Genomic DNA, 26,745 nt, shown 5'->3' with positions numbered 1-26,745 from the left:
GTCTTCCCCGCTTCATGAAGCCCATTGCCAAGTCCAGCAAGCTGGCCAACGTCTGCTACGACATCCGCGGCCCGGTGCTCGACAAGGCCCGGCAGATGGAGGAAGAAGGCCACAAGATCATCAAGCTCAACATCGGCAACCTGGCCGTGTTCGGGCTCGAGCCGCCGGAAGAGATCGTCCAGGACATCATCCGCAACCTGCCGGCGGCGGCCGGCTACACCGACAGCAAGGGCCTGTTCGCGCCGCGCAAGTCGGTGGTGCACTACACGCAGGAAAAGGGCATCGCCGGCGTCACGGTGGACGATGTCTACCTGGGCAACGGCGCGTCGGAGCTGATCGTGATGGCGCTCAACGCGCTGCTCGACGACGGCGACGAGATCCTGGTGCCGGCGCCCGACTACCCGCTGTGGACGGCCGCCGTGTCGCTCTCCGGCGGCACGCCGCGCCACTACCTGTGCGACGAGGGCGCCGGCTGGGTGCCGGACCTGGACGACATCCGCTCGAAGATCACCGAGCGCACGAAGGGCATCGTCGTCATCAACCCGAACAACCCCACCGGGGCGCTGTATCCGGATGATCTGCTGCGCGACATCGTCGAACTGGCGCGCCAGCACCAGCTCATCGTCTTCGCCGACGAGATCTACGACAAGACGCTGTTCGACGGGAATCGCCACACCAGCCTGGCCGCACTGTCGGACGACGTGCTCACGGTCACCTTCAACGGCCTGAGCAAGAACTACCGCTCCTGCGGCTACCGCGCGGGCTGGATGGTGGTCTCGGGCGACAAGCGCCATGCCGGCGACTACATCGAGGGCCTGAACATGCTGGCCTCGATGCGCCTGTGCGCCAACACACCGGGGCAGCTGGCCATCCAGACGGCGCTGGGCGGCTACCAGAGCATCAACGACCTGGTCGCGCCCACCGGACGCCTGTGCAAGCAGCGCGACCTGGCCTATGAACGCCTGAGTGCGATGCCCGGCGTCAGCGTCGTCAAGCCCAAGGCGGCGCTGTACATGTTCCCCCGGTTGGACCCGAAGCTCTACCCGATCGCCGACGACCAGGACTTCGCCTACGAGCTGCTGGCCGACGAGAAGGTGCTGATCGTGCAGGGCACCGGCTTCAACTGGCCCACGCCGGACCACTTCCGCCTCGTCTTCCTGCCCAACATGGACGACCTCGACGATGCGCTCAACCGCATCGAGCGTTTCCTGGGCCACTACCGCAAACGGCACTCCGCATGAGAGACCTTCAAGTCGGCCTGATCGGCCTCGGCGTCGTCGGCACCGGCACTTTCGAGGTGCTGCGCCGCAACCAGGACGAGATCCGCCGCCGCGCCGGGCGCGGCATCGCGGTGCGCATGGTGTCGCGGCGCGACGTGGCCAAGGCGCGCGAGATCGTCGGCGACGCGGCCGAGGTGGTGGCCGACCCGATGACGGTGGCCACGCACCCGGAGATCGACATCGTCGTCGAGCTCATCGGCGGTGTCGAGCGCGCGCGAGAGCTGGTGCTGGCGGCCATCGGCGCGGGCAAGCACGTGGTCACGGCCAACAAGGCGCTGCTGGCCGTGCACGGCACCGAGATCTTCGAGGCCGCCCGTGCCAAGGGCGTGGTCGTGGCCTTCGAGGCGGCGGTAGCCGGTGGCATCCCCATCATCAAGGCGCTTCGCGAAGGCCTCACGGCCAACCGCATCGAGTGGCTGGCCGGCATCATCAACGGCACCACGAACTTCATCCTGTCGGAGATGCGGTCCAAGGGCCTGGACTTCGGCAGCGTGCTGGCCGAGGCCCAGCGCCTGGGTTATGCCGAGGCCGACCCCACCTTCGACATCGAGGGCGTGGACGCGGCGCACAAGGCCACCATCATGAGCGCGATCGCCTTCGGCGTGCCGGTGCAGTTCAGCCGCTGCCACGTGGAGGGCATCAGCAGCCTGCAGGCGGCCGACATCCGCTACGCCGAGCAGCTGGGCTACCGCATCAAGCTGCTGGGCGTGACGCGACGGCGGCAGCATGGCATCGAGCTGCGCGTGCACCCGACGCTGATCCCCGCGACGCGCCTGATCGCCAACGTCGAAGGCGCGATGAACGCCGTCGTCGTGCACGGCGACGCCGTGGGCACGACGCTGTACTACGGCAAGGGCGCTGGCGCCGAGCCCACCGCCAGTGCCGTGATCGCCGACCTGGTGGACGTGACCCGCCTGCACACCGCCGACCCCGACCACCGCGTGCCGCACCTGGCCTTCCAGCCCGGAGCGATGGCCGACACGCCCATCCTGCCGATGAGCGAGGTGGTGACCTCCTTCTACCTGCGCCTGGTCGTGGCCGACCAGGCCGGCGTCCTGGCGCGCATCACCGGCATCCTGGCGGAACACGACATCAGCATCGACGCCGTGCTGCAGCGCGAATCCGGCGAGGGCGAGCGCCAGACCGACCTCATCATCCTGACGCACGACACGGTGGAAGGCCGCATGGACGCGGCGCTGGCGCAGATGCAGGCGCTGCCGACGGTGCTGGCGCCGATCGTCAAGCTCCGGAAAGAAGAACTGAAATGAGCCCCCACGCTCGCTCGCGCTCGCTGCCCCCCGTGGGGGCGATCGACCTCCTTGGGGCGGCCCGGCGGAGGTCGATGTGAAGTACCTCAGCACACGAGGCGACACGACGCCGCGCGGCTTCTCCGACATCCTGCTCGAGGGCCTGGCGCCCGACGGCGGCCTGTACCTGCCCACGCACTACCCGCAGGTGGACGAGACCACGCTCACGCGCTGGCGTCGCCTGTCGTATGCCGACCTGGCGTTCGAGATCCTGAGCCTGTACATCGACGACATCCCCGCGGCCGACCTGAAGGCGCTGGTGCACAGGACCTACACCCGCGAGGTCTTCGGCACCGACGCCATCGTGCCGCTGCGCCGGGTGGAGGACGGCATCCACATCGAGGCCCTGTCCAACGGCCCCACGCTGGCCTTCAAGGACATGGCCATGCAACTGCTCGGGAACCTGTTCGAGTACGAACTGGCGCGCCGCGGCGAGGAGCTCAACATCCTGGGCGCCACCAGCGGCGACACCGGCAGCGCGGCCGAGTACGCCATGCGCGGCAAGCGCGGCGTGCGCGTCTTCATGCTCAGCCCCAAGGGCCGCATGAGCGCGTTCCAGCAGGCGCAGATGTTCAGCCTCCAGGACGCCAACATCCACAACCTCAGCATCGAGGGCGTGTTCGACGACTGCCAGGACATCGTCAAGGCCGTCAGCAATCACCTGGATTTCAAGCGCCGCTGGAAGATCGGCACCGTCAACTCCATCAACTGGGCGCGGCTGCTGGCGCAGGTGGTGTATTACTTCGCCGGGTATTTCCAAGCGACCTCCGGTCGCGTCCAGGCCACGCCAGAGCGGGTGAGCTTCGCGGTGCCGTCCGGCAACTTCGGCAACGTCTGCGCTGGCCACGTGGCGCGCATGATGGGGGTGCCCATCCACCGCCTGGTGGTGGCCACCAACGAGAACGACGTGCTCGACGAGTTCTTCCGCACTGGCACCTACCGCGTGCGCGGCACGGCCGAGACGCACGAGACCTCCAGCCCGTCGATGGACATCAGCAAGGCCAGCAACTTCGAGCGCTTCGTGTTCGACCTGCTCGGGCGCGACGGTGGCCGCACGAAGGCGCTGTTCGCCGATGCGATCGCCAAGGAGGGCGGCTTCACGCTGACGGCCGACGAGTTCGCCCGCGTGGCCGGCTTCGGCTTCGTCTCCGGCCGCAGCACGCACGCTGACCGCCTGGCCACCATCCGCGACGCCTGGCAGCGCTGCGGCACGATGATCGACACCCACACCGCCGACGGCTTGAAGGTGGCGCGCGAACACCTGGATGCCGGCGTGCCGATGCTCGTGCTCGAGACCGCGCTGCCGGCCAAGTTCGCCGAGACCATCCGCGAGGCCCTGGGCCGCGAGCCGGAACGCCCCGCCGGCCTGGAGGGCATCGAGGCGCTGCCCAAGCGCTTCACGGTGCTGCCGGCCGATACTGACCGTGTGAAGGCGTACATCGAATCGCACTGTGACTGAGCCCAAGCGTCCCCCCTTGATGAGCCTGGACGAGGCGCTGCAACGCCTCGTGGCCGGCGCCGCCGCGCACCGGATCGACCGCACCGAGACCGTCGGCACCTTCGACGCGCTGGGCCGCGTGCTGGCCGCCGAGGTGCGCAGCGGCCTGGACGTGCCGCCGGCCGACAACACCTCGATGGACGGCTATGCGATGCGCGCGGCCGACGTGCCGGCCGAGGGCACGGTGCTGCCCGTGAGCCAGCGCATTCCCGCCGGTGTGGTGGGCCAGCCGCTGCAGCCGGGCACCGCGGCGCGCATCTTCACCGGCGCACAGGTGCCGCCGGGCGCCGATGCCGTGGTGATGCAGGAGCAGTGCGAGGCGCTGGACGGCGCCGTGCGCGTGAACACCGTGCCGCAGAGCGGCCAGTGGATCCGCCGCCGCGGCGAGGACGTGATGCACGACGCCGTGGTGCTGACCGCCGGCACGCGCCTGACGCCGCAGGCCCTGGGCCTGGCCGCCTCGGTCGGCGCGGCGGAGCTGACCGTCTGGCGCCGCCCGCGCGTGGCCGTGTTCTCGACTGGCGACGAACTGGTGATGCCCGGCCAGCCGCTGAAGCCGGGCGCCATCTACAACTCCAACCGCTTCACGCTGCGCGGCCTGCTGCAGGCCGCGGGCTGCGAGGTGACCGACCTGGGTATCGTGCCGGACAAGCTGGAGGCCACGCGCGATGCGCTCAAGCGCGCGGCCGATGGCAACGACCTGATCCTCACCAGCGGCGGCGTGTCGGTGGGCGAGGAAGACCACCTGCGTCCGGCCGTGATGGCCGAAGGCACGCTGGACCTGTGGCAGATCGCGATGAAGCCGGGCAAGCCGCTGGCCTTCGGCACGGTGCGATCGGGGCAGGGTCAGGCGATCTTCATGGGCCTGCCCGGCAACCCGGTGTCCAGCTTCGTGACCTTCCTGCTGGCCGTGGCACCGGTGCTGCGCACACTCCAGGGCATGGATGCGGCCGGCCCGTCGGCACAACTGCTGCGCGCCGATTTCGACTGGCCCAAGCCCGACCGCCGGCGCGAGTTCCTGCGCGTGAAGCTCAATGCCGATGGCGGGCTGGACCTGTTCCCCAACCAGAGCTCCGGCGTGCTGACCAGCACGGTGTGGGCCGACGGCCTGGTGGACACGCCGGCCGGGCAGTCGATCGCGCGCGGCGACCTCGTGCGCTTCCTGCCGCTGGACGCGCTGGTGAACCGATGAAGCTGACGATCCGCTATTTCGCCGCGCTGCGCGAGGCGCTCGGCGCCAGCGAAGCGCTGGAGATCACCGACGGCGCCACCGTGGCCGACGTGCGCGCGGCCCTGGTGGCCCGCGGCGGCCGCCACGCCGAACTGCTGGCCGGCAACCGCCCCGTGCGCTGCGCGCTGAATCAGGCCATGGTGCCGGAGACCACGCCGGTGACGGATGGCGCCGAGGTGGCGTTCTTCCCGCCGGTGACGGGAGGCTGAACATGACCCAGCCCCGCGTCCGCATCCAGACCGCCGACTTCGACCTCTCCGCCGAGGTGGCGGCCTTGCGCGCGGAAGACGCCGGTGTCGGCGCCGTGGCCAGCTTCGTCGGCACCGTGCGCGACCGCAACGGCGGCACGCCCGGCGAGGTCAGCGCGATGGAGCTCGAGCACTACCCGGGCATGACCGAGGCCTCCATCGAGGCCATGATCGACGAGGCGCACCGCCGCTTCGACATCCGCGGCGCACGCGTGGTGCACCGCGTGGGACCGCTGCTGCCGCGCGACCAGATCGTGCTCGTGGTGGTCACCTCCGCCCACCGCGGCCAGGCCTTCCAGGCCTGCGAGTTCCTGATGGACTACCTGAAGACACAGGCGCCGTTCTGGAAGAAGGAGACCACGCCCGAGGGCGCACGCTGGGTGGACGCCCGCGTGGCCGACGACGCGGCACTGGCGCGCTGGGGCATCGCCTCGGACAACGCCGGGCCGACCGATCAGGGCACGGCGTCGAAGTGACGCACCAGTGACGCCAGGGCGTCGCGCAGCGTCTCCTCGTCGGCCACGCCCAAAGCCTGCAGGCGCGCCCGCTGGTGGGCGTCGGCCGCGGCGATCAGCGGCGCCACCTTGCGCAGGCCCGCCGCCGTCAGTGCCACGCGCGACCGGCGGGCATCGCCGGCGTCGGCGCGCCGTTCCACCCAGCCCTGAGCCTGCAGCCGGTCCAGCGACTTGGTCAACGTGGGCTGCTGCGCCAGCACTTCCAATGCCAGCTGGCCTACCGGCATCGGCTCCGCGTCGGACAGCGTGGCCATCACCCGCCATTCCAGCGAGTTCAGGCCCGCCGCCTTCACCTGCGGTTCGAAGCCGCGCCACAGCGCATGGCTGGCGCGCGCCAGCAGGTATGGCAGGTGGCGGTGGACGAAACGGTGGGTCATCGGTCGGGGTGCATTCGAGTCCTGTGGTCCGGGGCCATGACTTCGGGTCTGCCCGGGGCTTGCGCAAAGTCAATGAATTTTCATATATTGGAGCCGTGATGACCAGCCCTCTCACGCCCCCGGCCCTGGCACCCACCTTCGATGCGCGCCAGCTGCGCCAGACGCTGGGGCGCTTTGCCACCGGCGTGACCATCGTCACCTGCGTGGACGAAGCGGGCCAGCGCATCGGGCTGACCGCCAATTCCTTCAACGCGCTGTCGCTGGACCCGCCGCTGGTGCTGTGGTCGCTGCGCCAGGCGAGCCCCAGCGTCGCGGCCTTTCGCGAGGCCGGCCACTTCGCGATCAACGTGCTGGCGGAGTCGCAGGTGGAACTGTCGCGCCGCTTCGCGTCACCGGTGGCCGACAAGTTCGCCGAAGGCGTCTGGAGCGCCGGGCAGGGTGGTGCGCCGGTGCTCACGGGCGCCGCGGCCGTGTTCGAGTGCGCCAGCGTGCAGGCGCAGGACGCGGGCGACCACGTGCTCTTCATCGGCCGCGTCGTAGCCCTGTCCGACATCGCCACACCGCCGCTGTTGTTCCACGGCGGGCACTACCACCTGCTCGGCGAGATCCTGTGAGGCCCCGATGAGACTCGACCCGAAGTGGATCGACACCTTTGCCGAGGTGTTCACCCTCTGCGGCGTGCAGGCGGGTGACGCCTGCGCCATCCTGTCGGAGACGCAGTCCCGCCCGGCCATCGTGCAACTGAGCGAACTGGCGCTGGCGAAACTGGGCGCGCGCTGGTTCCACATCACCGTGCCCACGCCCCGGCAGACGGCGCCGGTGCCGGTGCGCAGCACGGGCGCGTCGGATGCCATCGGTGGCCTCGGCCCGGTGGTGCAGGCGCTGGCGGGCAGCGTCTTCATCGCCGACTGCACGGTGGAGGGCCTGCAGCACGCGCCGGAGCTGCCGGCCATCCTGAAGGGCGGTGCCCGCGTGCTGGCCATCAGCAACGAACACCCGGAGATCCTGGAGCGCACCGCACCGCGCGCCGAGGACGAAGCCCCGGTGCGCGACGCCATGCGGCGCCTGAAGGCGGCGAAGCAGATGCGCGTGACTTCCGCCGCCGGCACCGACCTGACGGTGTCGCTGGCCGACGCGCGCGTGGGCGGCGTCTGGGGCTTCAGCGCCCGGCCGGGCAGCCTGTCCCACTGGCCCGGTGGCCTGGTGCTGGCCTTCCCGGCGGCGGGTACCGTGCAGGGCACGCTGGTGATGGACCGCGGCGACGTCAACCTGACCTTCAAGCGCTACCTGCAGGACGCGGTGACGCTGCGCATCGAGCACGACCACGTGGTGGCCATCGAAGGCGCCAGCGTGGACGCCGACCTGATGCGCGGCTATTTCGAGGCCTGGGGGGACCGCAGCGCCTACGCGGTGTCCCATGTCGGCTGGGGCCTCAACCGCCGCGCGCGCTGGGACGCGATGACCTTCTACGACAAGGCCGACTTCAACGGCACAGAACTGCGTGCCTTCGGCGGCAACTTCCTCTACAGCACCGGCGCCAACGAGGTGGCCGGGCGCCACACGCTGGGGCACTTCGACCTGCCGCTGCGCGGCTGCACGGTGACGCTGGACGAGCGGGTGGAAGTCGATTCAGGGCGGTTGCCGTGAGCCTGGCGTTCACCCGTTCCGGCCCTTCCAGCCCGACTGGTCGCCCGGTCATCCTGCTGCACGGCATCGGCGGCGGCAAGGCCATCTGGGCCGGCAGCGTGGCCGCGCTGGCTGCCGCGGGCTTCGATGCGATCTCGGTCGATCTGTCGGGCTACGGTGACTCGCAGGGTGTCGCGCCCGGTGGCATGCCGGTGATGGCGCAGGCCGTGCTGGCCACGATGGATGCACTGGGCCTGGACCGCGCCGCGCTGGTCGGCCACAGCATGGGCGGCATGGTGGCGCAGGAAGTCGCTGCCGTCGCACCGCGTCGCGTGAGCGCGCTGGTGCTGGCCTGCACCTCGCCGGCCTTCGGCAAGCCCGACGGCGACTGGCAGGCCCGGTTCGTGGCCAGCCGCCTGCAGCCGCTGGACGCCGGCCAAGGCATGCCCGGCCTGGCCGCCGCCCTGGTGCCGCCGATGCTCGGCCCGGCGGCCGACCCTGCCGGCGCTGCGCTGGCCGCGCGCGTGATGGCTGCCGTGCCCGAGGCCACCTACCGCGCCGTGCTGGCGGCCATCGTCTCCTTCGATCGCCGTGCCGCGTTGCCCGCCATCGCCGTGCCCACGCTGTGCCTGGCCGGCGAACACGACCGCACCGCGCCGCCCAAGGTGCTGCGCGGCATGGCCGAACGCATCCCCGGCGCCCGCTACGCCGAACTGGCCGGTGCCGGCCACATCGCCAACGTCGAGACGCCGGCCGCCTTCGACGCCGCCGTCACTGCCTTCCTGAACGAGGTGCTGCCATGACCCCCAGCCACATCGCCGGCAACCCCGCCAAGCTCACCGCGCAGCAGCGCGAACTCATCGAGATCGCTGCGACGCTGGGCCGCGAGAAGTTCGCCTCGCGCGCCGCGCAGATCGACCGCGACGCCGTGTTCCCGTTCGAGAACTATGCCGACATGCGCGACGCCGGCCTGCTGAAGATCTGCGTGCCGCAGGCCTACGGCGGCCTGGGCGCCGACTTCCCGACCTACGTGATGGTGGCCGCCGAGATCGGCCGTCACTGCGGCGCCACCGCGCTGACCTGGAACATGCACGTCTGCAGCGCCATGTGGGCCGGCTTCATCGCCGACGCGCTGGACATGACGCCCGAGCAGCGCGCCGACCACGAGCGCTGCCGCGCCGTGCACTTCAAGCGCGTGGTGGAGGAGGGCAAGGTCTACGCCCAGCCCTTCAGCGAAGGCGGCAGCGCCGCCGCCGGCAAGGCGCCCTGGGGCACGCTGGCAAAGAAGGTGGACGGCGGCTACCTCGTCACCGGCCGCAAGATCTTCGCGTCGCTGTCGGGTGCCGCCGACTACTACGGCGTGCTGTGCACGCTGGACAAGCCGGGCGCTGGCATGCGCGACTCCATGTACCTCGCGGTGCCGGCCGATGCCGAAGGCGTCAGCGTCAGCGGCCCCTGGGACCCGCTGGGCATGCGCGGCACCGTCTCGCGCAACCTCGAGTTCAAGGACGTCTTCGTGGCCGACGACGCGCGCATGATGCCCGAAGGCCTGTACTTCCAGGCCGCCAGCCGCTTCCCGCACATGTTCGCCACGCTGTCGCCCACCTACATGGGCCTGGCGCAGGCGGCCTACGACTTCACGGTGCAGTACCTGCGCGGCGAGATGCCGGGCACGCCGCCGGTCAAGCGCCGCATGTACCCCACCAAGCAGGTGGCCACGGCCGAGATGCGCATCAAGCTGGAACAGACGCGTGCGCTGTTCCTGCAGAACGCCCGCGACGCCCAGGTGGACCCCGACCGCGACACCCGCATGCGGCTGTACGCGGCGCACTACACCATCATGGAGAACGCCAACGACATCGCGCGCCTGGCGATCCGCACCTGCGGCGGGCAGAGCATGCTCAAGAGCCTGCACCTGGAGCGCATCTACCGCGACAGCCGCTGCGGCAGCCTGATGCTGCCCTGGACGGCCGAGCTCTGCGTGGACCGCCTGGGCCGCGAGTGCCTGTACGAGCCGGGCGAGCGCGACGAAGCGATCGACGCGTGAACACCGGGGCCGTGGACCTGCAGGCCGACGACGTCGCGCGGGCCGCGGATGCCGAAGTGGCCGCGCTGCGCGCCGCCGGCCTGGGCGCGGGCGACACCGTCGCCTGGCTGGGTCTCAACGGCCTGCGCCCGCTGGCGCTGCTGGAGGCCTGCGGGCGCATCGGCGCACGCTATCTGCCGTTGAACTGGCGCCTGGCCGGCATGGAACTGGGCCTGATCGTCCAGCATGCCGACGTGCAGTGCCTGCTGCACGACGAGGCGCATGCCGACCTGGCCGCTGCCGTGGCATCCATCGCGGCCCTGCCACGCGAACGCGCTGAAGGCCACCTGCCGGGCGACCGGCTGCTCGTCTACACCTCGGGCACCACCGGCACGCCCAAGGGCGCGGTGCACACGGCCGCCGGCATGGCGGCCAACATCGCTGCCGCCATCGACGCCCAAGGCCTTGATGCAAACACGCGCACGCTGGCCGTGCTGCCGCTGTTTCACGTGGGCGGGCTGTGCATACAGGTGCTGCCCACGCTGGCCGCCGGCGGCACGGTGCGCCTGCATGCACGTTTCGACCCCGGCGCCTGGCTGCATGACGTGGCCTCGTGGCGGCCCACCACCAGCCTGCTGGTGCCGGCGGTGATGAAGGCCATCGTCGAGCATCCGGACTGGGCGCGAACCGACCTGTCGTCGCTGCGTTTCGTCAACAGCGGCTCGCAGGTGGTGCCGCCATCGCTCATCCAGGCCTTCCACGCGCGCGGCGTGCCGGTGGCGCAGGTGTACGGCAGCACCGAGACCGGGCCGGTGTCCATCGTGCTGCGGCCGGGGGAGGCGATGTCCGCCGTCGGGGCCTGCGGCCGTCCGGCGCTGGGCGTGCAGGTGAAGCTGGCGCCCGATGGCGAGGTGCTGCTGAAGGCACCCAACCTGCTGCGGGCCTACCACCGCAGCGACACGCCGGCCTCCGACGCCGAAGGCTGGTTCCACACCGGCGACCTGGCAGAACAGGACGCCGATGGCCGCTACCGCATCGTCGGCCGCAGCAAGGAGCTCATCATCTCCGGCGGCGAGAACATCCACCCCGCCGAGATCGAGAACCTGCTCGCGCAGCATCCCGACGTGGCCGAGTGCTGCGTGGTGGGCCTGCCCGACGCGCGCTGGGGAGAGGTGCCGGTGCTGGTGGTGGTGCCGCACGCGGGCCGTATGGTGGACGAGGCGGTGCTGCGTGTGCTGTTCGACGCGCGCCTTGCGCGCTTCAAGCACCCCCGGCGCATGGTCGTGGCGGCATCGCTGCCGAAGACGGCGTTGGGCAAGGTGCAGCGGCCGGTGCTCGCGGCCAGCCTGCAGACTCCGGGCGGGAAGGGTGCCGCTTGAAGCGCCGTAGGCCGGGCCTGCCTCCACCCGTTTGAGGAGGCCGGGCCACGGCGCGCTCGCGGAGACCTCTTGCTTCTGATAGCGTCACGACGCCGGATCGCGATGGGCATCCGGCGTCGATGAAGGTCGATCGTCAGGAGGTGTCATGTCCGATGGCTTGCGCGTGCTGGCGACCGTTTCGGCCGCTGCGATGCTGATGCTGAGCGCCGGACCGGCGCGGTCCGACGTGATCGACGTGGTGGTCGACGCCCGGTTGCCGTGGATCGGCTTCGTCAATGTCTTCGCCGTTCCCACGGCACCCGGCACCGATCGGGGTGACTACGTGGAGGGCCTGTTCCTCGGCACCGACATCGCCCAGGTGCCGGCCGTGTTCAGCGCCGGGGCGCTGGTCGTAGGCCCGAACGACCGCGTCGGCGGCGCGCCACCCGGCGACCCGTACTGGTGGCAGCCCGACGGCCAGGGCGGCTACCAGCCGAACAAGGTGCTGGAGTCCAACGTCTACGTCGACGAGGGTTTCAGCGGGGTAGACCTGTCCGGCCAGACGGTGCGGTTCAGCGGCCAGACCCTGTCCCAGTCCCTGCCGGCGGGCTACACCGCCTACGCCTGGATCCGCGACTTCGCGCCGGGCTACACGGTTCAGCGCGATCAGGTGATCGTCCCCCTGGTGGCGGGCCTGCCCTTCGAGGCCCTGATGAACACGTCGGGCGACGGCGTCGTGCAGTATGGGCTGGCCGTTTTCGGCCCCAATGCTGATCCGGCGCCGCTGGTGCCTGGCCAGGTGGTCAGTGTCAGCGCGGTGCCGGAGCCCGGCACATCGGCCATGTGGCTGGCCGGCACCTTGGCCCTGTTCGGCCTGACGCGCCGCACGCGGCGGGCCTAGCGTTCGGCCCGTCGCGACCGCCAGCCTTCGCCACGGTGGTGGCGAGCAGCGGCTCGTCAGCGACGCACCGACACTGAGGGGCGGAAGGCCGGCACGGGCCGCGCCGGGGCCTGCTGTTCGTAGGCCCAGGCCAGTTGCAGCAGCCGCGCGTCCCGCCCCGGTGCGCCGTAGAACGACAGGCCCACCGGCAAACCGAAGGCCGTGCCCATCGGCACCGTCACGTGTGGCGCGCCGGTCACCGCCGCGGGCTGAGAGCAGCCACCGGCCCAGTGGTCGCCGCCGACCGGGTCGATCGGGTAGGCCGGGCCGGTGGTCGGCGCAACGATGGCATCCAGCCGGTGACGCCGCAGCGCCGCCCCCAACCCCTGCTGCCAGGCCAGCCGGTGGCAGGTGGCCTGCGCCTTCCGGTACACCGGGCTGTCCAGGCCGCCGCGCCGCTGTGCGGCCTCGAAGGTCTCCTGGCCGAACCAGGGCATCTCCTGGTCGGCGTGGGCGCGGTTGAAGGCGATCAGCGCCGCCAGATCGCGCACCCGGCTCGTCGGCCCGCGGTAGGCCAGGTAGGCGTTCAGGTCGGCCTTGAACTCGTGCAGCAGGCGCTCGAATTCCGCGGCGCCGAGGGCGGCCGGGTCGGCGATCACGCGCACCGGGTCCACCAGCACAGCGCCGGCGTTGCGCAACGTGCGCAGCGCGGCCTCGGCCAGCGTGTCCGCTGCCGGGTGGACGCCGAAGTGTTCGCGCGCCACGCCTAGGCGGACACCGGCCAGCGCGCCAGGGTTCCACTGCAGGTCCGCCAGGCCCCGGCGTGCGAGCACCGCTGCCGGTGACGCCGTCGCGGGATCAGCGGCATCAGCGCCGGCCATCACCTGCAGCAGCAGCGCAGCGTCTGCCACGCTGGTGGCCATCGGCCCGGCCGTGTCCTGGCTGTGGGCGATGGGCACCACGCCGCGGCGGCTGACCGTGCCCAGCGTCGGCTTGACTGCCACCACGCCGCACATCGAGGCCGGCGTGACCAGCGAGCCGTCGGTCTCGGTGCCCACGGCCAGCGGCACCAGGCCGGCGGCCACGGCCGCGGCCGAGCCGGAGCTCGATCCGCTGGGGCTGCGGTCGAGCACGTGCGGGTTGCGCGTCTGGCCGCCGCGGGCGCTCCAGCCGCTGACCGAACGTGCGCCGCGGAAGTTGGCCCATTCGGAGAGGTTGGTCTTGCCCAGGATCACGGCGCCGGCGGCGCGCAGGCGTTCGACCAACGCCGCATCGGCCGGCGCCGGCCGCTCGGCCAGGGCCAGCGAGCCGGCGGTGGTGAGCATGTCGTCGCCGGTGTCGATGTTGTCCTTCAGCAGCACCGGCACGCCATGCAACGGGCCGCGCACACGGCCCTGCGCGCGCTCGTGGTCCATCGCGCGGGCGATGGCGAGCGCCAGCGGGTTGCGCTCCACGATGGCGTTGATCGTGGGACCGGTGCGGTCGATCGTGTCGGCGCGGGCGAGCAGCGTCTCGACCTGCGCCGAGGCCGATGCCGCCGGAGCGGCCCGGCCCATTGCCTGCCAGGCGGTGCATGCGGCCACGGCCGCCGACCGACCGATGGCCTGGACGATGAAACGGCGGCGGCTGGGCAGGCGGTCCATCCGCTCAACTGAACTTCGGCGAGTCGCCGGTATCGGTCGCGGCGACGGGCTGCGGGAGGGCCCATTCGGCCTGGGCCAGGGCCTGGTCGAGCAGCCGCGTCAGACCGGTGGCCAGGTCGTCGCCCAGCGCCATTTCCAGGCGGCGGCCACGCGTTTCGCGCAGCGCGATGTGCAGGCCGCCGGTCGCCGGCGTGCGCACGTCGATCTCGTCCGGCAGCAGCGGCTCGGTGCCCAGCGGGTGGCTGTCCTGGTCGCCGGCCGCAAAGGGCTGGCCGAAGACCGCGTCCTTCAGCGGCCGTTCGCGGGCCACCTGCTCGAGCAGTGGCTGGGCCTCGGGCACCGGCATCGGCGCGTCCGGCCGGCGTGGCAGCGCCAGGCGCATGACGGCCTGGCGCAGCGGCGCGGCCAGCCGCGCCACCATGCGTCGCGTGAGCCAGACGCGGTACAGCTCGGCCTGGTGCGTTCGCACCGACAGCAGCAGACGGTCGGCCACCGGGTCGTAGCGCAGCTGGAGCTGGTGGATGCCCATGGCGGCGCCTAGACCTCGCGGCCCGCCGGCCAGCCCAGCGCGTCGCGCAGCGGGCCGAGGTGGCGGGCGTAATGGCGCCAGCGCCCGGAGGCATGGCGGTACAGCGGCTGCCGCACCTGCCACAGGCTGGCCGTCTGCACGGCGCCGGCCGTGGTGTGGAAGGCCAGGCAGGCCGGGTCCCAGCCCAGCCCGCAGAACGCCAGCAGGGCGCGCAGCGGCGGCTCGGGATCGGCGACGAGCGCGTCGTAGTCCACCACGTGCACGTCGTCGCCGTAGACGCGGCACCAGTGCGCCACCAGGCGCTCGTGCTGCGCGATCCAGTGTCCGAGGTCACCCAGGTCGAGCGCGTAGGCCATGGACCAGCCGAGGTGCAGGAAGTACATCGACAGCCCGTTGTCCAGCGGGTGCCGGCGCGTGATCACGATGCGCGCCGACGGGAATAGCGTCTTGATAAGGCCGACGTGCAGCACGTTGTCGGGGCGCTTGTCGGTCAGCAGGTCCGCTTGTGGGAAGCGGCGGGCCAGGTCGGCGCAGTAGCCGTCGGCGATCGCCTGCAGCAAGGTCGGGTCCTGCAGCAGCGTCCAGTCGGCGCCGGGAGCCAAGTGCTTGCGCGCGACCGCGGGCAGCAGGTCCAGCTCGCCGCCGGCGGTCACGCGCGGGTGCGCCGCCAACATGCGTTCCACCAGGGTGGAGCCCGAGCGGAACAGGCCACAGATGAAGATCGGCGCCTGGCTGGGATCTCCCTTGCGCGCCGGCGCGGGAGCGGTGAAGGTGGCGATCAGGCGGTCCACATGGCGTTCGTGTGCGGCCCGGTCGTACCGGGCCGCAGGCCCCGCCGCCTGGCGGCTGGCCGCGTTGGCCGCGCCATACGCCGCGAAGGCATCGTCGTGCCGGCCCACGTCGTCCAGCGCCTTGCCGAGGCCGAAACCCAGGTCGGCACGCTCGGCCGGGTGGCGTCGTGGGTCGGCCAGGGCCTGATGCAGGCGCGCGATCAGCGGGTCCTGCGGGTCGTGCAGCCGGCGCAGGTTGGGCAGGCGCGACAGCGCCAGGGCGTGCCGGGGGTCGATGACCAGCACGCGCTCGTAGGCGTCGGCGGCGGCCACGCGGTCACCGGCCTGCTCATGCAGGTTGCCCAGGTTGAGCCACGCCGGCAGGTAGTGCGGGTTGAGCGCCAGCGCGCGGTCGAGTTCGTGCCGTGCGGCGCCAGGATCGGCCAGGTGCTGCGCATACAGCACCGAGCGGTTCAGGTGCACTTCCTCGGGGCGGGTGATGCCGCCGTCCAGGGCCCGCTGATAGGCCGCCAGCGCATCGTCGAACCGGCGCGCGCGCCACAGGGCCTGGCCCAGGTTGTACCAGCCGTCCAGCCAGCCCGGCTGCAGGGCCAGCAGGCGCTGGTACACGGCCACGGCGTCGTCGTGGCGGTCGGTGCGGTCGAGTTCGCGGGCCAGGGCGCGCAGTGCGTCGGGCGCATCGGGCAGGTTGGCCGGCAGGCTGGCGGACAGGGCCGGGGGCAGGGGTGGGAGCAGGGGGGGCGAGGGCATGGATTCGCTGCACACTGTAGCGGCAGGGGCGCCGCACCTTGCGCTGGCGCAATGCCGTTTCGCTTGAAAGCCCCGCACCCGGCCCCATGTCTGATCGCAATCGGAGGATTCATCCATGCGTTTCGACAAGCTGACCACCGCGTTCCAGCAGGCCCTGGGTGATGCCCAGAGCCTGGCCGTGGCGCGAGACAACCCCTACATCGAGCCGGCGCACCTGCTGGCGGCCATGCTGCAGCAGCCCGACGGCCCGAAGGCACTGCTGGACCGTGCCGGCGCCAACACCGCCGCGCTGAAGACCGCGATGGAGACCGCCATCGGCGGCTTCCCCAGCGTGCAGGTCAGCGGCGGCCAGCCGGTGCAGCCGTCGCGCGATCTGGTCACGCTGCTGCAGGCGGCCGACAAAGAGGCCAGCAAGCGCGGTGACCAGTTCATCGCCAGCGAGATGTTCCTGCTGGCGGCGGCCGACGCCAAGAGCGACTTCGGCGGCATCTTGCGCGGTCATGGCCTGACGCGCAAGGCGCTGGAAGCCGCCATCGACGCGGTGCGCGGCGGCCAGACGGTGGATTCGGCTGAGGCCGAGGGCCAGCGCGAGGCGCTGAAGAAGTACACGCTGGACCTCACCGAACGCGCCCGCCACGGCAAGCTCGACCCGGTGATCGGCCGTGACGACGAGATCCGCCGCGCCATCCAGGTGCTGCAGCGGCGCAGCAAGAACAACCCGGTGCTCATCGGCGAACCCGGCGTCGGCAAGACCGCCATCGTCGAGGGCCTGGCGCAGCGCATCGTCAACGGCGAGGTGCCCGACAGCCTGCGCGAGAAGCGTGTGCTGGTGCTGGACATGGCCGGCCTGCTGGCCGGTGCCAAGTACCGCGGCGAGTTCGAGGAGCGGCTCAAGGCCGTGCTCAAGGAAGTGGCCGCCGACGAAGGCCGCATCATCCTGTTCATCGACGAGATCCACACGATGGTGGGCGCAGGCAAGGCCGAAGGCGCCATCGACGCCGGCAACATGCTCAAGCCGGCGCTGGCACGCGGAGAACTGCACTGCATCGGCGCCACCACGCTCAACGAGTACCGCAAGTACGTGGAGAAGGACGCCGCGCTGGAGCGCCGCTTCCAGAAGGTGTTGGTGGACGAGCCCACGGTGGAGGCCACGGTGGCCATCCTGCGCGGCCTGCAGGAGAAGTACGAGGTGCACCACGGCGTGGAGATCACCGACCCGGCCATCGTGGCCGCGGCGGAACTGAGCCACCGCTACATCACCGACCGCTTCCTGCCCGACAAGGCCATCGACCTCATCGACGAGGCCGCGGCCAAGATCAAGATCGAGATCGACTCCAAGCCCGAGGCGATGGACAAGCTCGACCGCCGGCTGATCCAGCTGAAGATCGAGCGCGAGGCGGTGCGCAAGGAAAAGGACGAGGCCTCGATCAAGCGCATGGGCCTGATCGAGGAGGAGATCGCCAAGCTCGAGCGCGAGGCCGCCGACCTGGAAGAGATCTGGAAGAGCGAGAAGGCGCAGGCCCAGGGCTCGGCCCAGGTGAAGGAGGAGATCGACCGCGCGCGCCAGCAGATCGAGGAACTCAAGCGCAAGGGCGACTTCAACGCCGTGGCCGAACTCCAGTACGGCAAGCTGCCGGAGCTGGAGAAGCGCCTGCACGAGGCCCAGGCCAAGGAAACCGGCAAGAAGGAAGCCGGCAAGGACGGCAAGGCCGGCCCGCAGTTGCTGCGCACCATGGTCGGCGCCGAGGAGATCGCCGAGGTCGTCAGCCGCGCCACCGGCATCCCGGTGAGCAAGCTGATGCAGGGCGAGCGCGACAAGCTGCTGCAGATGGAGAGCAAGCTGCACGAGCGCGTGGTGGGCCAGGACGAGGCCATCGTCGCGGTGGCCGACGCGATCCGCCGCAGCCGCGCCGGCCTGAGCGACCCCAACCGGCCGCTGGGCAGCTTCCTCTTCCTAGGCCCCACCGGCGTGGGCAAGACCGAGTTGTGCAAGGCGCTGGCGGGCTTCCTGTTCGACAGCGAGGACCACATGGTGCGCATCGACATGAGCGAGTTCATGGAGAAGCACTCCGTGAGCCGCCTGATCGGCGCGCCGCCGGGCTACGTGGGCTACGACGAGGGCGGCTATCTGACGGAAGCCGTGCGCCGCAAGCCCTACAGCGTGCTGCTGCTCGACGAGGTGGAGAAGGCCCACCCGGACGTGTTCAACGTGCTGCTGCAGGTGCTGGACGATGGCCGCCTGACCGACGGCCAGGGCCGCACCGTGGACTTCAAGAACACCGTGATCGTGATGACCAGCAACCTGGGCAGCCACGTCATCATGCAGATGGCCGGGCAACCGAGCGAGGACATCAAGGAAGCCGTGTGGGCCGAGGTGAAACAGCACTTCCGCCCGGAGTTCCTGAACCGCATCGACGAGACGGTGGTCTTCCACGCGCTGGACCAGGCGCACATCGAGAACATCGCGAAGATCCAGCTCAAGCACCTGGAGCAGCGGCTGGCCAAGATGGAGATGAAGCTCGAGGTCTCGCCCGAGGCGCTGGCCGAACTGGCCAAGGCTGGCTTCGACCCGGTGTTCGGTGCCCGGCCGCTCAAGCGCGCCATCCAGCACCGGATCGAGAACCCGGTGTCCAAGCTGATCCTGCAGGGGCGCTTCGGGCCGAAGGACGTGATCCCGGTGGACGTGGAAGGCGGGCAGTTCGTCTTCGAGCGCACCGTGCACTGAGCTGAGTCAGCCGCCGTCGGCCTCGCGCCGCCGGCGGTGGTCCGCCGCCTGCAAGTGGCACCACGCCAGCCGCAGGGGGCCGGGGTCGATGCCGAAGGACCGTGCCCGGGCCAGCATGTCGCCGACGATGTGTGCACCCTCGGTGGCGTGGCCGGCTTCCAGGTCGCGCAGCATCGACGCGGTGACGTTCGACCCGCGTGCCGCCATCATCTTCCGGAAGGGTAGCAGGGCCGCCTCGCGCGGTGCTTGGCCGGCGGCTGTGGCGGTCGCGACGCAGGCCGCCATCGTCTCAGCGAACAAGGCCTCGCCCTCGTCGGTGGCCAAGATGTCGCCCACGCTGCCGCGCATCAGGCAAGTCATCGCCGCCAGCGTGGTCAGGCCGACGAACTTCTCCCACAGTGCGCGCACCATGTCGGGTTCGAGGATGGCTTCGACCGGCGTGCGTGCGAACGCGTCGCGCAGCGCGGCCAGCAACGCTGCGGCCGATGCAGACGTGCCGGGCAGGGCGCCGAAGACGATGCGGTGCAGCGGCCCGAGCTGGACCACCGTGCCGTCGGGCCGCAGCGTGGCCGGGATCCCGCAGGTGCCGCCGGCCACGTGGGCGGCGCCGAAGCGCGCCTGCAGCGCGTCGATGTGGCGCAGGCCGTTGAGCAGCGGCACGATGGCGGTGCCCGAGCCGACCGCAGGCGAGATGGCGTCCAGCGCGCTGTCCAGGTCGTAGGCCTTGGGCGCCAGCACGATCAGGTCCCAGGTGCCTCGGACGGTGCTCGAATCCACGCAGCGGAAGGTGGTGGGCGCGAGCTGGAAGTCGCCGTGCGGACTCTGCACCACCAGACCCTGGGCCATGAGTTGCGCCATGCGCCGGGGACGCACGGCAAAGCTCACGTCGGCGCCTGCCTGGATCAACCGCCCGCCGAAGTAGCCGCCAATGCCGCCGGCACCGAGAACGAGGATGCGCATCGTGGACCTCCTGAGGACAACGATGCTAGCCCGCCAGGCGGGCGCCGCGGGACGCTGGGCCCCGACTACGGTCGCGTCGGCAGGCGGTACTCGCCGATCAGGTCGCCATACACCTCGGCCATCACCCCGGGCGACAGGACCGACAGGCCCGCCGCACCGGCCATGGTGAAGCGGCCCTGGATGCCTTGGAAGCGACCGCTGCCGCCCGTGAGCTCGCCGGTGGCCTCCTGCGGCCCCGACACCTCGCCCATATCGCTGCGCCGAAACCGGCCTTCCATGCGCCCTTCGATGGTGGAGCCATCGTCGAAGCGGTAGCGCAGCGTGACCCGCATGCCGAACCAGCCATCCCCCTGTGCCCCGGTCAGCGAGCCGCGCAGGTCGAGCGTGGCAGGTTCACGCTGTCCTCCGGGCAACGCCAGCATGGCGACGCCGACACGCCGGTAACCGCCGTCCTCATAACGGTCGAAGGTGTGGGCATGCCTGAGTCGAAGCTCATCCGCGGAGGCATGCGTCGGCCACAGGGCCGCCCCGCCCAGTACCAGAGCCAGGCCGATGCCGAGCCACTGGGTACGCTGTTGTGGGCACTTCATGACACGTTCCGCCTTGTGATGCCCCGTCATGTCGACGGTAGGGGCACGATAGGACGCCGCGGCGTTCTGTCGTTGACCTGCGTCAGGCCGCCGCTGCCTTTGGCGTGGAGCAGGCGCGCGGGCCGCAGCGTCAGCACCGCTTCAATCCGACGCACGCCGCCCGGCGTGGCGCCCAGCTTGATCGGCAGCCCCGCCAACTGCTCGCGGTGGGCCATGCGCGCGCTGTTTTCGACACAGTGGAACGCCGGTGGCGCGAGTTGGAAGTCGGCGTGCGGGTTCTGGACCACCAGGCCGTCGGCGGCGAGCTAAGCCGCGCGGAGAGGGCGGACGGCAAAGATGAGGGCAGCGTCCGCCTGGATCAGGCGACCGCCGAGGCATCCGCCGATGCTTCCGGCGCCGAGGCCCAGGATGCGCATCAACGTACTCCCGGGCACGTGCCGTCGGCACGCACCGTGTCGTTGGCGATCAGGTCGATCGAATCCACACGCTGCCACCACAGGTGGCGCCGGAGTTCTACGTCACGAAACCGGAACGGGATCGACCGGCTGGTGTGCAGGTCGTACGACGCCGAATCCTGGACATGCACGTGCAGGTGCGGGAAGTCGGTGTTGCCCGAAGCCCCCGCCAGGGCGATGAACTGACCGCAGCGGACCGTGTCTCCCACGGCCACGCGCACGCTGCCCTGCTTCAGGTGGGCCAGGGCCACGTAGCGCTGGTCGTCCAGCCGGATCACCACATGGTTGCCCGCCAGCGTGCTTCGGCTGCCCTGGTCCGGCAGGCCGTCGACGGCCTGCACGACCCTGCCGTCGATCGGCGCCAGCACTTCGGCACCCCAGGTACATGAGTCGGCCGGGGCCGTGCCGTTCCCGTGGTAGAGCCGACCGTCGTCGCACAAGCGCACGATGTCGGCCGCATGCCGTTGCGAGGCGATGCGATGGTGGTGGTTGCTGGCGGCCGTGGGGCCTGCGCCGGTGGACACCCACCGGCCGGCGAACGGGGCGGCCAGCAGCGTGTCTGCCGACGCCGGGGGATGTGCGTGCAAGGCCTGGTGCCGCAGGGCCAGCACCACCGTGGCCGCCAGGAAGACCAGCGCCGCCACGCCCGAGCGGATCCACGGCCAGGCCCCGGGGCGGGCATGGGCCCGCGCGCGAAGGGTGACTTCCAGGGCCACGCAGACGACCAGGGTCGCCGTCAGCGCGATCTTGAGCGACATCGACAGGAAGAGTGCGCCCCGAAGGCTGCTGAGCCAGGCATCGGCGAGACCGATCGCAAGCCCGACGAGCCCGAGCGAACCGAGCGCACGCAGCAGGCGCAGGCCTGGGTGGGGGCGGGTGTCCGTCGGTGCGTCCAGACGGCCACGTCGGTGCAGACGCTTCAGGCGCCACAGTGCGGTGACCAACCAAAGGCCCAGGGCGGCCAGCACGAACAGCGCGGCCGTGGTGACCTGACGCTCGAAGTCCTGCATGCTGCGCTTTTACCACCCTGAGGACGCCGGCATCTGGCCGGGCGCAGGGCGCAAGCGTGGCTTGTCCGAGCTGGCAGCGTCCTGCGCTGTGGGCCCGGACGACGCCGCGTGCACCTCAGGCTGGCGCGTGGACGGCTCCTTGCGCGTGCAGGTCATCGATGGTGGCGTCATCCAGCCCGGCTTCGCGCAGTACCTCGCGTGTGTGCTGCCCGAAGGTCGGCGCCGGCCGCCGCACGCCACCGGGCGTCGCGCCCAGCTTGATCGGCAGCCCCAGCGCCTTCGTCGCGCCGGCCACCGGGTGCTGCAGGTCCACCACCATCTCGCGGGCCAGCGTCTGCGGGTCGTTCGCCATCGCCTCGATGTCGTGGATCGACCCGGCCGGGATGCCGGCCTCGTCCAGCCGGGTCAGCCACTCGGCCGTGGGCCGCTGCTTCAGGTGTTCGCCCAGCAGCCAAGCGAGTTGGTCCCGGTTGGCCATGCGCGCCGTGTTGTCGACGAAACGCGGGTCGGCGATCAGCTCCGGCGCGTCCACCAGCTTCGCGATGCGCTCCCAGTTCGCCTGGTTGGCGCCGCCGATGGTGATGTACCCGTCGGCAGTGGGGAAGGCCTGGTAGGGCGCGGCCATCACGTGCGCCGAGCCGCCGGGGCCGGGCGGCTCGCCGGTGGCGAAGAAGATGGCCGCCTGCCAGGCCGTCTGGTGGATGCCGGCCTCGAGCAGCGAGGTGTCGACGAACTGGCCCTGGCCGGTCTTCAGCCGGTGCACGTAGGCACTGACGATGCCCAGCGCGGCCAGGATGCCGGCGTTGAGGTCGGTCACCGGGCTGCCCACCTTCACCGGCGGCCGGCCAGGCTCGCCGGTGATGCTCATCAGGCCGGAGACGCCCTGGGCGATGAGGTCGAAGCCGCCCTTGTCGGCCGATGGGCCGGTGCGGCCGTAGCCGGAGATCGAGCAGTAGATCAACGCCGGGTTGAGGGCCCGCAGGTCGGCCACGCCCAGGCCCAGGCGGTCGAGCGCGCCGCGGCGGTAGTTCTCGGTCAGCACGTCGGCACGCTGCACCAGGCGCTTGAGCACCATGCGCCCGCCTTCGGTCTTGAGGTCCAGCGCGATGCCCCGCTTGTTGCGGTTCATCATCATGAAGGCCGCCGATTCGCCGTTCACGCTGGGCTCGGCGTAGCGGCGCGTGTCGTCGCCGCCGGGCATCTTCTCGACCTTGACGACGTCGGCGCCCAGGTCGGCCAGCAGGCTGCCACAGGTGGGGCCGGCCATGATCTGGGCCAGCTCCAGCACGACGACGCCGTCCAGCGGGCCGGTCATCGGCCGATGAACTCCGGCGTCGTCTTGTCCAGGAACGCGCGGTAGCCGATGCGGAAGTCCTCGGTGTCGTAGCAGCGGAAGCCTTCATCGCGCTCCGCCTCCGACAAGGGCGCATCCACCGCCAGCCGCCGCAGGAACTGCTTGTGCCAGCGTGCCACCAGGGGCGCGCCGGCGGCGATGCGGCGGGCCGTGGCGTAGGCCTCGGTCTCGACCTGATCGTCGGCCACCACGCGGTGCACCAGCTGCTTGTCCAGCGCTTCGCGGGCGCCGACGATGCGGCCTTCCAGCAGCAGCTCCAGCGCCGTGGCGCGGCCGGCCAGCTGCACCAGCGCCGCCAGCTCGGCGTGCGCCATCACCAGGCCCAGCTTGTTGATCGGCACGCCGAAGCGGCTGCTCTCACCGCAGATGCGCAGGTCGCACAGCGCCGCGATCTCCAGCCCGCCGCCCACGCAGATGCCCTCGATGAGCGCCACGACGGGGTGCGGGCACTCGGCGATCGCGCCCAGGGCGCCGTGCAGGATGGCGCCATACGCCTTGCCCTGCTCGAAGTTGCTGCGGGTGGTGGCGAACTCGCCGATGTCGTTGCCCGGCGAAAACGCCTTGCCGCCCGCGCCGCGGATGACCACGCAGCGCAGCGACCCGTCGGCGGACAGCTCGCGCATCAGCGCCCCCAGCCGCTGCCACATCGGCCGGGTCATCGCGTTGAGCTTGTCCGGCCGGTTCAGCGTGACGGTGGCGATGCCGCCTTCGTCTCGCGCGCACAGGATCAACTCGTCACTCATCGGTAGAACAGCTGCACCAGCGACATCGGCACCGCCGGCACGTAGGTCACCAGCATCAGCACCGCCAGCAGCACGCCGATGAAGGGCAGGTTCACGCGCGTGACGGCCCACATGTCGGCCTTGGCGATGGAGCAGCTGGCCATCAGCACGCTGGCCACCGGCGGCGTCTGCTGGCCGATGCCCAGGTTCAGCGTGACGATGAGGCCGAAGTGCACCGGGTCGATGCCCACCTTGTGCACCAGCGGCATGACGATGGGCACCACCAGGATGATGGCCGCCGCCGAGTGCAGGAACAGGCCGATGATCAGGAAGAACACGTTCAGGATCATCAGCACCGCGGTGCGGTCGCTGGTCAGCCCGGAGATCCAGGCCGCCAGCTGCTGCGGCATCTGCTGCTCCGTCAGGTACACGCCCAGCAGGGCCGACGCGGCCACCAGCAGCATCACGGTGGCGGTCTGCATGGCGCCGTCCATCATGGCGGCGTACAGGTGCTTCCAGTCCAGCTCGCGGTAGATCACGCCGCCGATGAACAGTGCCGCCAGCACCGCCAGCGCTGCACCTTCGGTGGCGGTGACCACGCCGCCGAAGATGCCGCCCAGGATGATCAGCGGCAGCAGGAAGGCCCAGGCCGCGTCCTTGAAGGTGGACTTCACCCGCTTCCAGTTGAAGACCTCCTCCACCGGGTAGTTGTATTTCTTCGCGTACCACCAGGCCAGGGCCATCATGCCGCCGCCGCCCAGGATGCCGGGGATGATGCCGGCGACGAAGATCTGCACCACCGAGGCATCGGCCATCACCGCGTACAGGATCATCGGGATCGACGGCGGAATGATCACCGCCAGCGTGGCCGAGCTGGACGTGATGGCGGCGGCGAACTCCTTGGGGTAGCCCTTCTTCTTCATCGCCGGGATCAGGATCGATCCCATCGCGGCCACGTCGGCCACCGCCGAGCCGGAGATCTCGGCGAAGAACATCGAGGTGCCGATGTTGATCATCGCCAGCCCGCCCTTGACGAAGCCGAACAGCGCCGACGCAAAGGCGATCAGCCGCCGCGACAGGCTGGACGAGTTCATGATGGCGCCGGCCAAGATGAACAGCGGAATGGCCAGCAGCGGGAAGCTGGTGGCGCCGCTGAACATCACGATGGCCGAGTTCAGCAGGCTGTCGAAGCCGCCGGACCAGCTCATCGCGCCCATGGCCACGATGCCCAGGGACACCGCGATGGGCACGTTCAGCAGGATCAGGCCCACCAGGCCCAGGAACATGAAGGCGACGATCACCGCGCACGCCCTTCGACGGCGGTCTCGCCCTGCTGCATGACCTCGGCCACGGGGGCCTGCTCGTGGTCGACGATGCCGGCGCCGCGGGCCTGGCGCAGCACCTCGGGCAGGCTGAGCAGCTGCGCCACGATGAACAGCGCGCCGCCGATCGGGATCACCGACTGCGTGAACTGCGTGGGCACCCAGGTCAGGCTGACCATGGTGTCGCCTTCCAGGATCTGCAGCACCTGCACGCCGAACCAGGTCAGCAGGCCGAAGAAGCCGATCACGCAGGCCTCGCCGAACAGCACCGCCGCCACGCGCAGCCGCGGCGGCATGGCGTTGACCAGGCCCGGGAAGCCGATGTGGGCGCGCTTGAGCGCCGCCAGCGCCGCACCGTAGTAGGTGAGCCAGGCGAGCATGATGGACGCGCCCTCGTCGTACCAGACGAGCGGGATCTCGAGCTTGCGGCAGGCGACGCCGACCAGGATCACCACCGCCAGCAGCGCCAGCAGGAAGATCACGAAGGCCGTCAGCGCCCGCTCGAAGGCGGTGCGCAGCAGGGTCACGGAATCACATCCCCTTGCCGAGCGCGATGGCCTTGTCCACCAGGGCGCCGCCGGCCGGCACCTCCTTGGCGTACTCCTCGTACACCGCCTTGCTGGCGGCGATGAAGGCGTCCTTGTCGGCCTCGTTGACCTGCACGCCGGCGGCCTTGATCTTGGCCAGCAGTTCGTCGTCGAGCTTGGCGGCCTGCGCGTAGACGTAGGCCTGCGTCTCCTTGGCCGCGGCGGCCAGGGCGGCCTGCACGTCGGCCGGCAGGCTGCCGAAGCGGCGTGCGCCGCTGACCAGGTAGGCCGGGGTGTAGACGTGGCCGGTCATCGACAGGAACTTCTGCACCTCCTGGAACTTGCTGGAGTAGATCTGCGTCAGCGGGTTCTCCTGGCCGTCCATGACGCCGGTCTGCAGCGCCACGAAGACTTCCGACAGCGCCATCGGGCTGGGGTTGGCGCCGTAGGCCTGGAACATCTTCACGCGCCACTTGCCCTGCGGCACGCGCAGCTTCATGCCGGCCAGGTCGGCCGGCTTGACGATGGGCTTGGTGTTGGTGGTGATGTTGCGGAAGCCGTTCTCCCACACCGCCAGGATCTTGTAGCCCTTGGCCTCGGCCAGCGGCGCCAGCGACGGCCAGACCACCTCGGCCTCGATCTTCTGCATGTGCTGGCGGTTCTTCACCAGGTAGGGCATCTCGAACATGCCGAAGGCGTCGACCTCGCTGGACATCACGCTGGAGGGGATCGCGAAGTCCACCGTGCCCAGGCGCAGCTTCTGCATCAGCTCACGGTCGCCGCCCAACTGGCTGGAACCGAAGGTGACCACCTTGGCCTTGCCGGCCAGCTTCTCGTTGGCGATGCGCGCGAACTCGTTGGCCGAAAGCTCGAACAACGAGCCCGGGCCGCCGACGTGGCCGAGCTTGAGCTCCATCTGCGCGTGGGCGGGCAGGGCGGCGGCCAGGGCGCCGAGGGCGGCGGCGGCCAGCAGGGTGCGGCGGATCGGCATGGTGGTGTCTCCTGTGTCGTCGTGGAAGAA

General features: G+C 70.7%; 26 protein-coding genes. 13 read left to right on the top strand and 13 right to left on the bottom strand.

What is annotated here, in order from left to right; all coding sequences use genetic code 11:
- The first annotated feature begins 14 nt into the window (after window positions 1-14).
- From ENE75_RS15370 to ENE75_RS15345, 6 genes are all read left to right on the top strand, one after another.
- Complete coding sequence (locus ENE75_RS15370; protein WP_128199220.1) at window positions 15-1,241, top strand: pyridoxal phosphate-dependent aminotransferase; 1,227 nt, start codon at window positions 15-17, stop codon at window positions 1,239-1,241.
- Window positions 1,238-2,548 carry a homoserine dehydrogenase gene (locus ENE75_RS15365; protein ID WP_128199219.1) on the top strand — a complete coding sequence of 437 codons (1,311 nt, stop codon included), beginning with the start codon at window positions 1,238-1,240 and terminating at the stop codon, window positions 2,546-2,548. Before ENE75_RS15370 ends, ENE75_RS15365 begins: the two co-directional genes overlap by 4 nt.
- Before the next feature lie 76 nt (window positions 2,549-2,624).
- Window positions 2,625-4,046 (top strand): threonine synthase, encoded by a 1,422-nt coding sequence (gene thrC / locus ENE75_RS15360; RefSeq protein WP_128199218.1) that lies wholly within the window; start codon window positions 2,625-2,627, stop codon window positions 4,044-4,046.
- Between the two features lie 19 nt (window positions 4,047-4,065).
- Window positions 4,066-5,277: a molybdopterin molybdotransferase MoeA gene (locus tag ENE75_RS15355; protein WP_128199217.1), complete on the top strand. Its 1,212-nt coding sequence runs from the start codon at window positions 4,066-4,068 to the stop codon at window positions 5,275-5,277.
- The gene (gene moaD, locus ENE75_RS15350; protein WP_128199216.1) at window positions 5,274-5,525 is read left to right on the top strand and encodes a molybdopterin converting factor subunit 1; all 252 of its coding nucleotides are present in this window, start codon (window positions 5,274-5,276) and stop codon (window positions 5,523-5,525) included. Before ENE75_RS15355 ends, moaD begins: the two co-directional genes overlap by 4 nt.
- Before the next feature lie 2 nt (window positions 5,526-5,527).
- Complete coding sequence (locus ENE75_RS15345; RefSeq protein ID WP_128199215.1) at window positions 5,528-6,040, top strand: molybdenum cofactor biosynthesis protein MoaE; 513 nt, start codon at window positions 5,528-5,530, stop codon at window positions 6,038-6,040.
- Here the strand turns inward: ENE75_RS15345 and ENE75_RS15340 are convergent.
- On the bottom strand, window positions 6,019-6,456 hold the full coding sequence (locus ENE75_RS15340; RefSeq protein WP_128199214.1) for a MarR family winged helix-turn-helix transcriptional regulator: 438 nt from the start codon (window positions 6,454-6,456) through the stop codon (window positions 6,019-6,021). The two genes, ENE75_RS15345 and ENE75_RS15340, sit on opposite strands and share 22 nt — an antisense overlap.
- A gap of 98 nt (window positions 6,457-6,554) precedes the next feature.
- Here ENE75_RS15340 and ENE75_RS15335 point away from each other — a divergent pair, with 98 nt between their 5' ends.
- The 6 genes from ENE75_RS15335 (at window position 6,555) to ENE75_RS15310 (ending at window position 12,367) form a co-directional block, all read left to right on the top strand.
- Window positions 6,555-7,070 carry a flavin reductase family protein gene (locus ENE75_RS15335; RefSeq protein WP_128199213.1) on the top strand — a complete coding sequence of 172 codons (516 nt, stop codon included), beginning with the start codon at window positions 6,555-6,557 and terminating at the stop codon, window positions 7,068-7,070.
- Window positions 7,071-7,077: 7 nt separating this feature from the next.
- Window positions 7,078-8,103 (top strand): 2,5-dihydroxypyridine 5,6-dioxygenase NicX family protein, encoded by a 1,026-nt coding sequence (locus ENE75_RS15330; protein WP_128199212.1) that lies wholly within the window; start codon window positions 7,078-7,080, stop codon window positions 8,101-8,103.
- Window positions 8,100-8,885 carry an alpha/beta fold hydrolase gene (locus ENE75_RS15325; protein WP_233259105.1) on the top strand — a complete coding sequence of 262 codons (786 nt, stop codon included), beginning with the start codon at window positions 8,100-8,102 and terminating at the stop codon, window positions 8,883-8,885. Before ENE75_RS15330 ends, ENE75_RS15325 begins: the two co-directional genes overlap by 4 nt.
- Complete coding sequence (locus ENE75_RS15320) at window positions 8,882-10,129, top strand: acyl-CoA dehydrogenase family protein (RefSeq protein ID WP_128199211.1); 1,248 nt, start codon at window positions 8,882-8,884, stop codon at window positions 10,127-10,129. Before ENE75_RS15325 ends, ENE75_RS15320 begins: the two co-directional genes overlap by 4 nt.
- The gene (locus tag ENE75_RS15315; protein WP_233259104.1) at window positions 10,126-11,487 is read left to right on the top strand and encodes an AMP-binding protein; all 1,362 of its coding nucleotides are present in this window, start codon (window positions 10,126-10,128) and stop codon (window positions 11,485-11,487) included. The genes ENE75_RS15320 and ENE75_RS15315 overlap by 4 nt, the downstream gene beginning before the upstream one ends.
- 145 nt (window positions 11,488-11,632) lie before the next feature.
- Window positions 11,633-12,367, top strand: a complete 735-nt coding sequence (locus ENE75_RS15310; RefSeq protein ID WP_128199210.1) for a PEP-CTERM sorting domain-containing protein — start codon at window positions 11,633-11,635, stop codon at window positions 12,365-12,367.
- Between the two features lie 56 nt (window positions 12,368-12,423).
- On the opposite strand, the gene ENE75_RS15305 is transcribed toward ENE75_RS15310, so the two are convergent.
- The 3 genes from ENE75_RS15305 to ENE75_RS15295 are packed head-to-tail and all read right to left on the bottom strand — an operon-like array spanning window position 12,424 to window position 16,059.
- On the bottom strand, window positions 12,424-13,989 hold the full coding sequence (locus ENE75_RS15305) for an amidase (RefSeq protein WP_199232321.1): 1,566 nt from the start codon (window positions 13,987-13,989) through the stop codon (window positions 12,424-12,426).
- A 4-nt stretch (window positions 13,990-13,993) separates the two neighbouring features.
- Complete coding sequence (locus ENE75_RS15300) at window positions 13,994-14,518, bottom strand: hypothetical protein (protein ID WP_128199209.1); 525 nt, start codon at window positions 14,516-14,518, stop codon at window positions 13,994-13,996.
- 8 nt (window positions 14,519-14,526) lie between these two features.
- A complete protein-coding gene (locus ENE75_RS15295; RefSeq protein WP_158288965.1) occupies window positions 14,527-16,059 on the bottom strand; it encodes a tetratricopeptide repeat-containing sulfotransferase family protein in 1,533 nt (510 codons plus the stop codon).
- A gap of 115 nt (window positions 16,060-16,174) precedes the next feature.
- On the opposite strand from ENE75_RS15295, the gene clpB reads away from it, so the two are divergent.
- Window positions 16,175-18,784, top strand: a complete 2,610-nt coding sequence (gene clpB, locus ENE75_RS15290; RefSeq protein WP_128199207.1) for an ATP-dependent chaperone ClpB — start codon at window positions 16,175-16,177, stop codon at window positions 18,782-18,784.
- A gap of 6 nt (window positions 18,785-18,790) precedes the next feature.
- On the opposite strand, the gene ENE75_RS15285 is transcribed toward clpB, so the two are convergent.
- The 9 genes from ENE75_RS15285 to ENE75_RS15245 all read right to left on the bottom strand — a co-directional run bounded on the left by ENE75_RS15285 (window position 18,791) and on the right by ENE75_RS15245 (window position 26,715).
- A complete protein-coding gene (locus tag ENE75_RS15285) occupies window positions 18,791-19,744 on the bottom strand; it encodes a 2-dehydropantoate 2-reductase (protein ID WP_128199206.1) in 954 nt (317 codons plus the stop codon).
- A 65-nt stretch (window positions 19,745-19,809) separates the two neighbouring features.
- Complete coding sequence (locus ENE75_RS15280) at window positions 19,810-20,334, bottom strand: hypothetical protein (protein WP_158288964.1); 525 nt, start codon at window positions 20,332-20,334, stop codon at window positions 19,810-19,812.
- A gap of 26 nt (window positions 20,335-20,360) precedes the next feature.
- Entirely contained in the window at window positions 20,361-20,621 is a 261-nt protein-coding gene (locus ENE75_RS15275) for a hypothetical protein (protein WP_128199204.1), read from the bottom strand.
- Between the two features lie 128 nt (window positions 20,622-20,749).
- Entirely contained in the window at window positions 20,750-21,799 is a 1,050-nt protein-coding gene (locus ENE75_RS15270; protein WP_128199203.1) for a M23 family metallopeptidase, read from the bottom strand.
- Between the two features lie 115 nt (window positions 21,800-21,914).
- The gene (locus ENE75_RS15265; RefSeq protein ID WP_128199202.1) at window positions 21,915-23,114 is read right to left on the bottom strand and encodes a CaiB/BaiF CoA transferase family protein; all 1,200 of its coding nucleotides are present in this window, start codon (window positions 23,112-23,114) and stop codon (window positions 21,915-21,917) included.
- Complete coding sequence (locus tag ENE75_RS15260) at window positions 23,111-23,896, bottom strand: enoyl-CoA hydratase/isomerase family protein (protein WP_128199201.1); 786 nt, start codon at window positions 23,894-23,896, stop codon at window positions 23,111-23,113. The genes ENE75_RS15265 and ENE75_RS15260 overlap by 4 nt, the downstream gene beginning before the upstream one ends.
- Window positions 23,893-25,176 carry a TRAP transporter large permease gene (locus tag ENE75_RS15255; RefSeq protein ID WP_199232320.1) on the bottom strand — a complete coding sequence of 428 codons (1,284 nt, stop codon included), beginning with the start codon at window positions 25,174-25,176 and terminating at the stop codon, window positions 23,893-23,895. The genes ENE75_RS15260 and ENE75_RS15255 overlap by 4 nt, the downstream gene beginning before the upstream one ends.
- Complete coding sequence (locus tag ENE75_RS15250; RefSeq protein WP_128199200.1) at window positions 25,173-25,724, bottom strand: TRAP transporter small permease; 552 nt, start codon at window positions 25,722-25,724, stop codon at window positions 25,173-25,175. The genes ENE75_RS15255 and ENE75_RS15250 overlap by 4 nt, the downstream gene beginning before the upstream one ends.
- 4 nt (window positions 25,725-25,728) lie before the next feature.
- Window positions 25,729-26,715, bottom strand: coding sequence for a TRAP transporter substrate-binding protein (locus tag ENE75_RS15245; RefSeq protein WP_128199199.1), 987 nt, complete (start codon window positions 26,713-26,715; stop codon window positions 25,729-25,731).
- Between the last annotated feature and the right edge of the window lie 30 nt (window positions 26,716-26,745).

This window comes from Rubrivivax albus, from assembly GCF_004016515.1.
Classification (GTDB): domain Bacteria; phylum Pseudomonadota; class Gammaproteobacteria; order Burkholderiales; family Burkholderiaceae_C; genus Rubrivivax; species Rubrivivax albus.
This window is presented reverse-complemented; position numbering and strand designations above follow the sequence as displayed.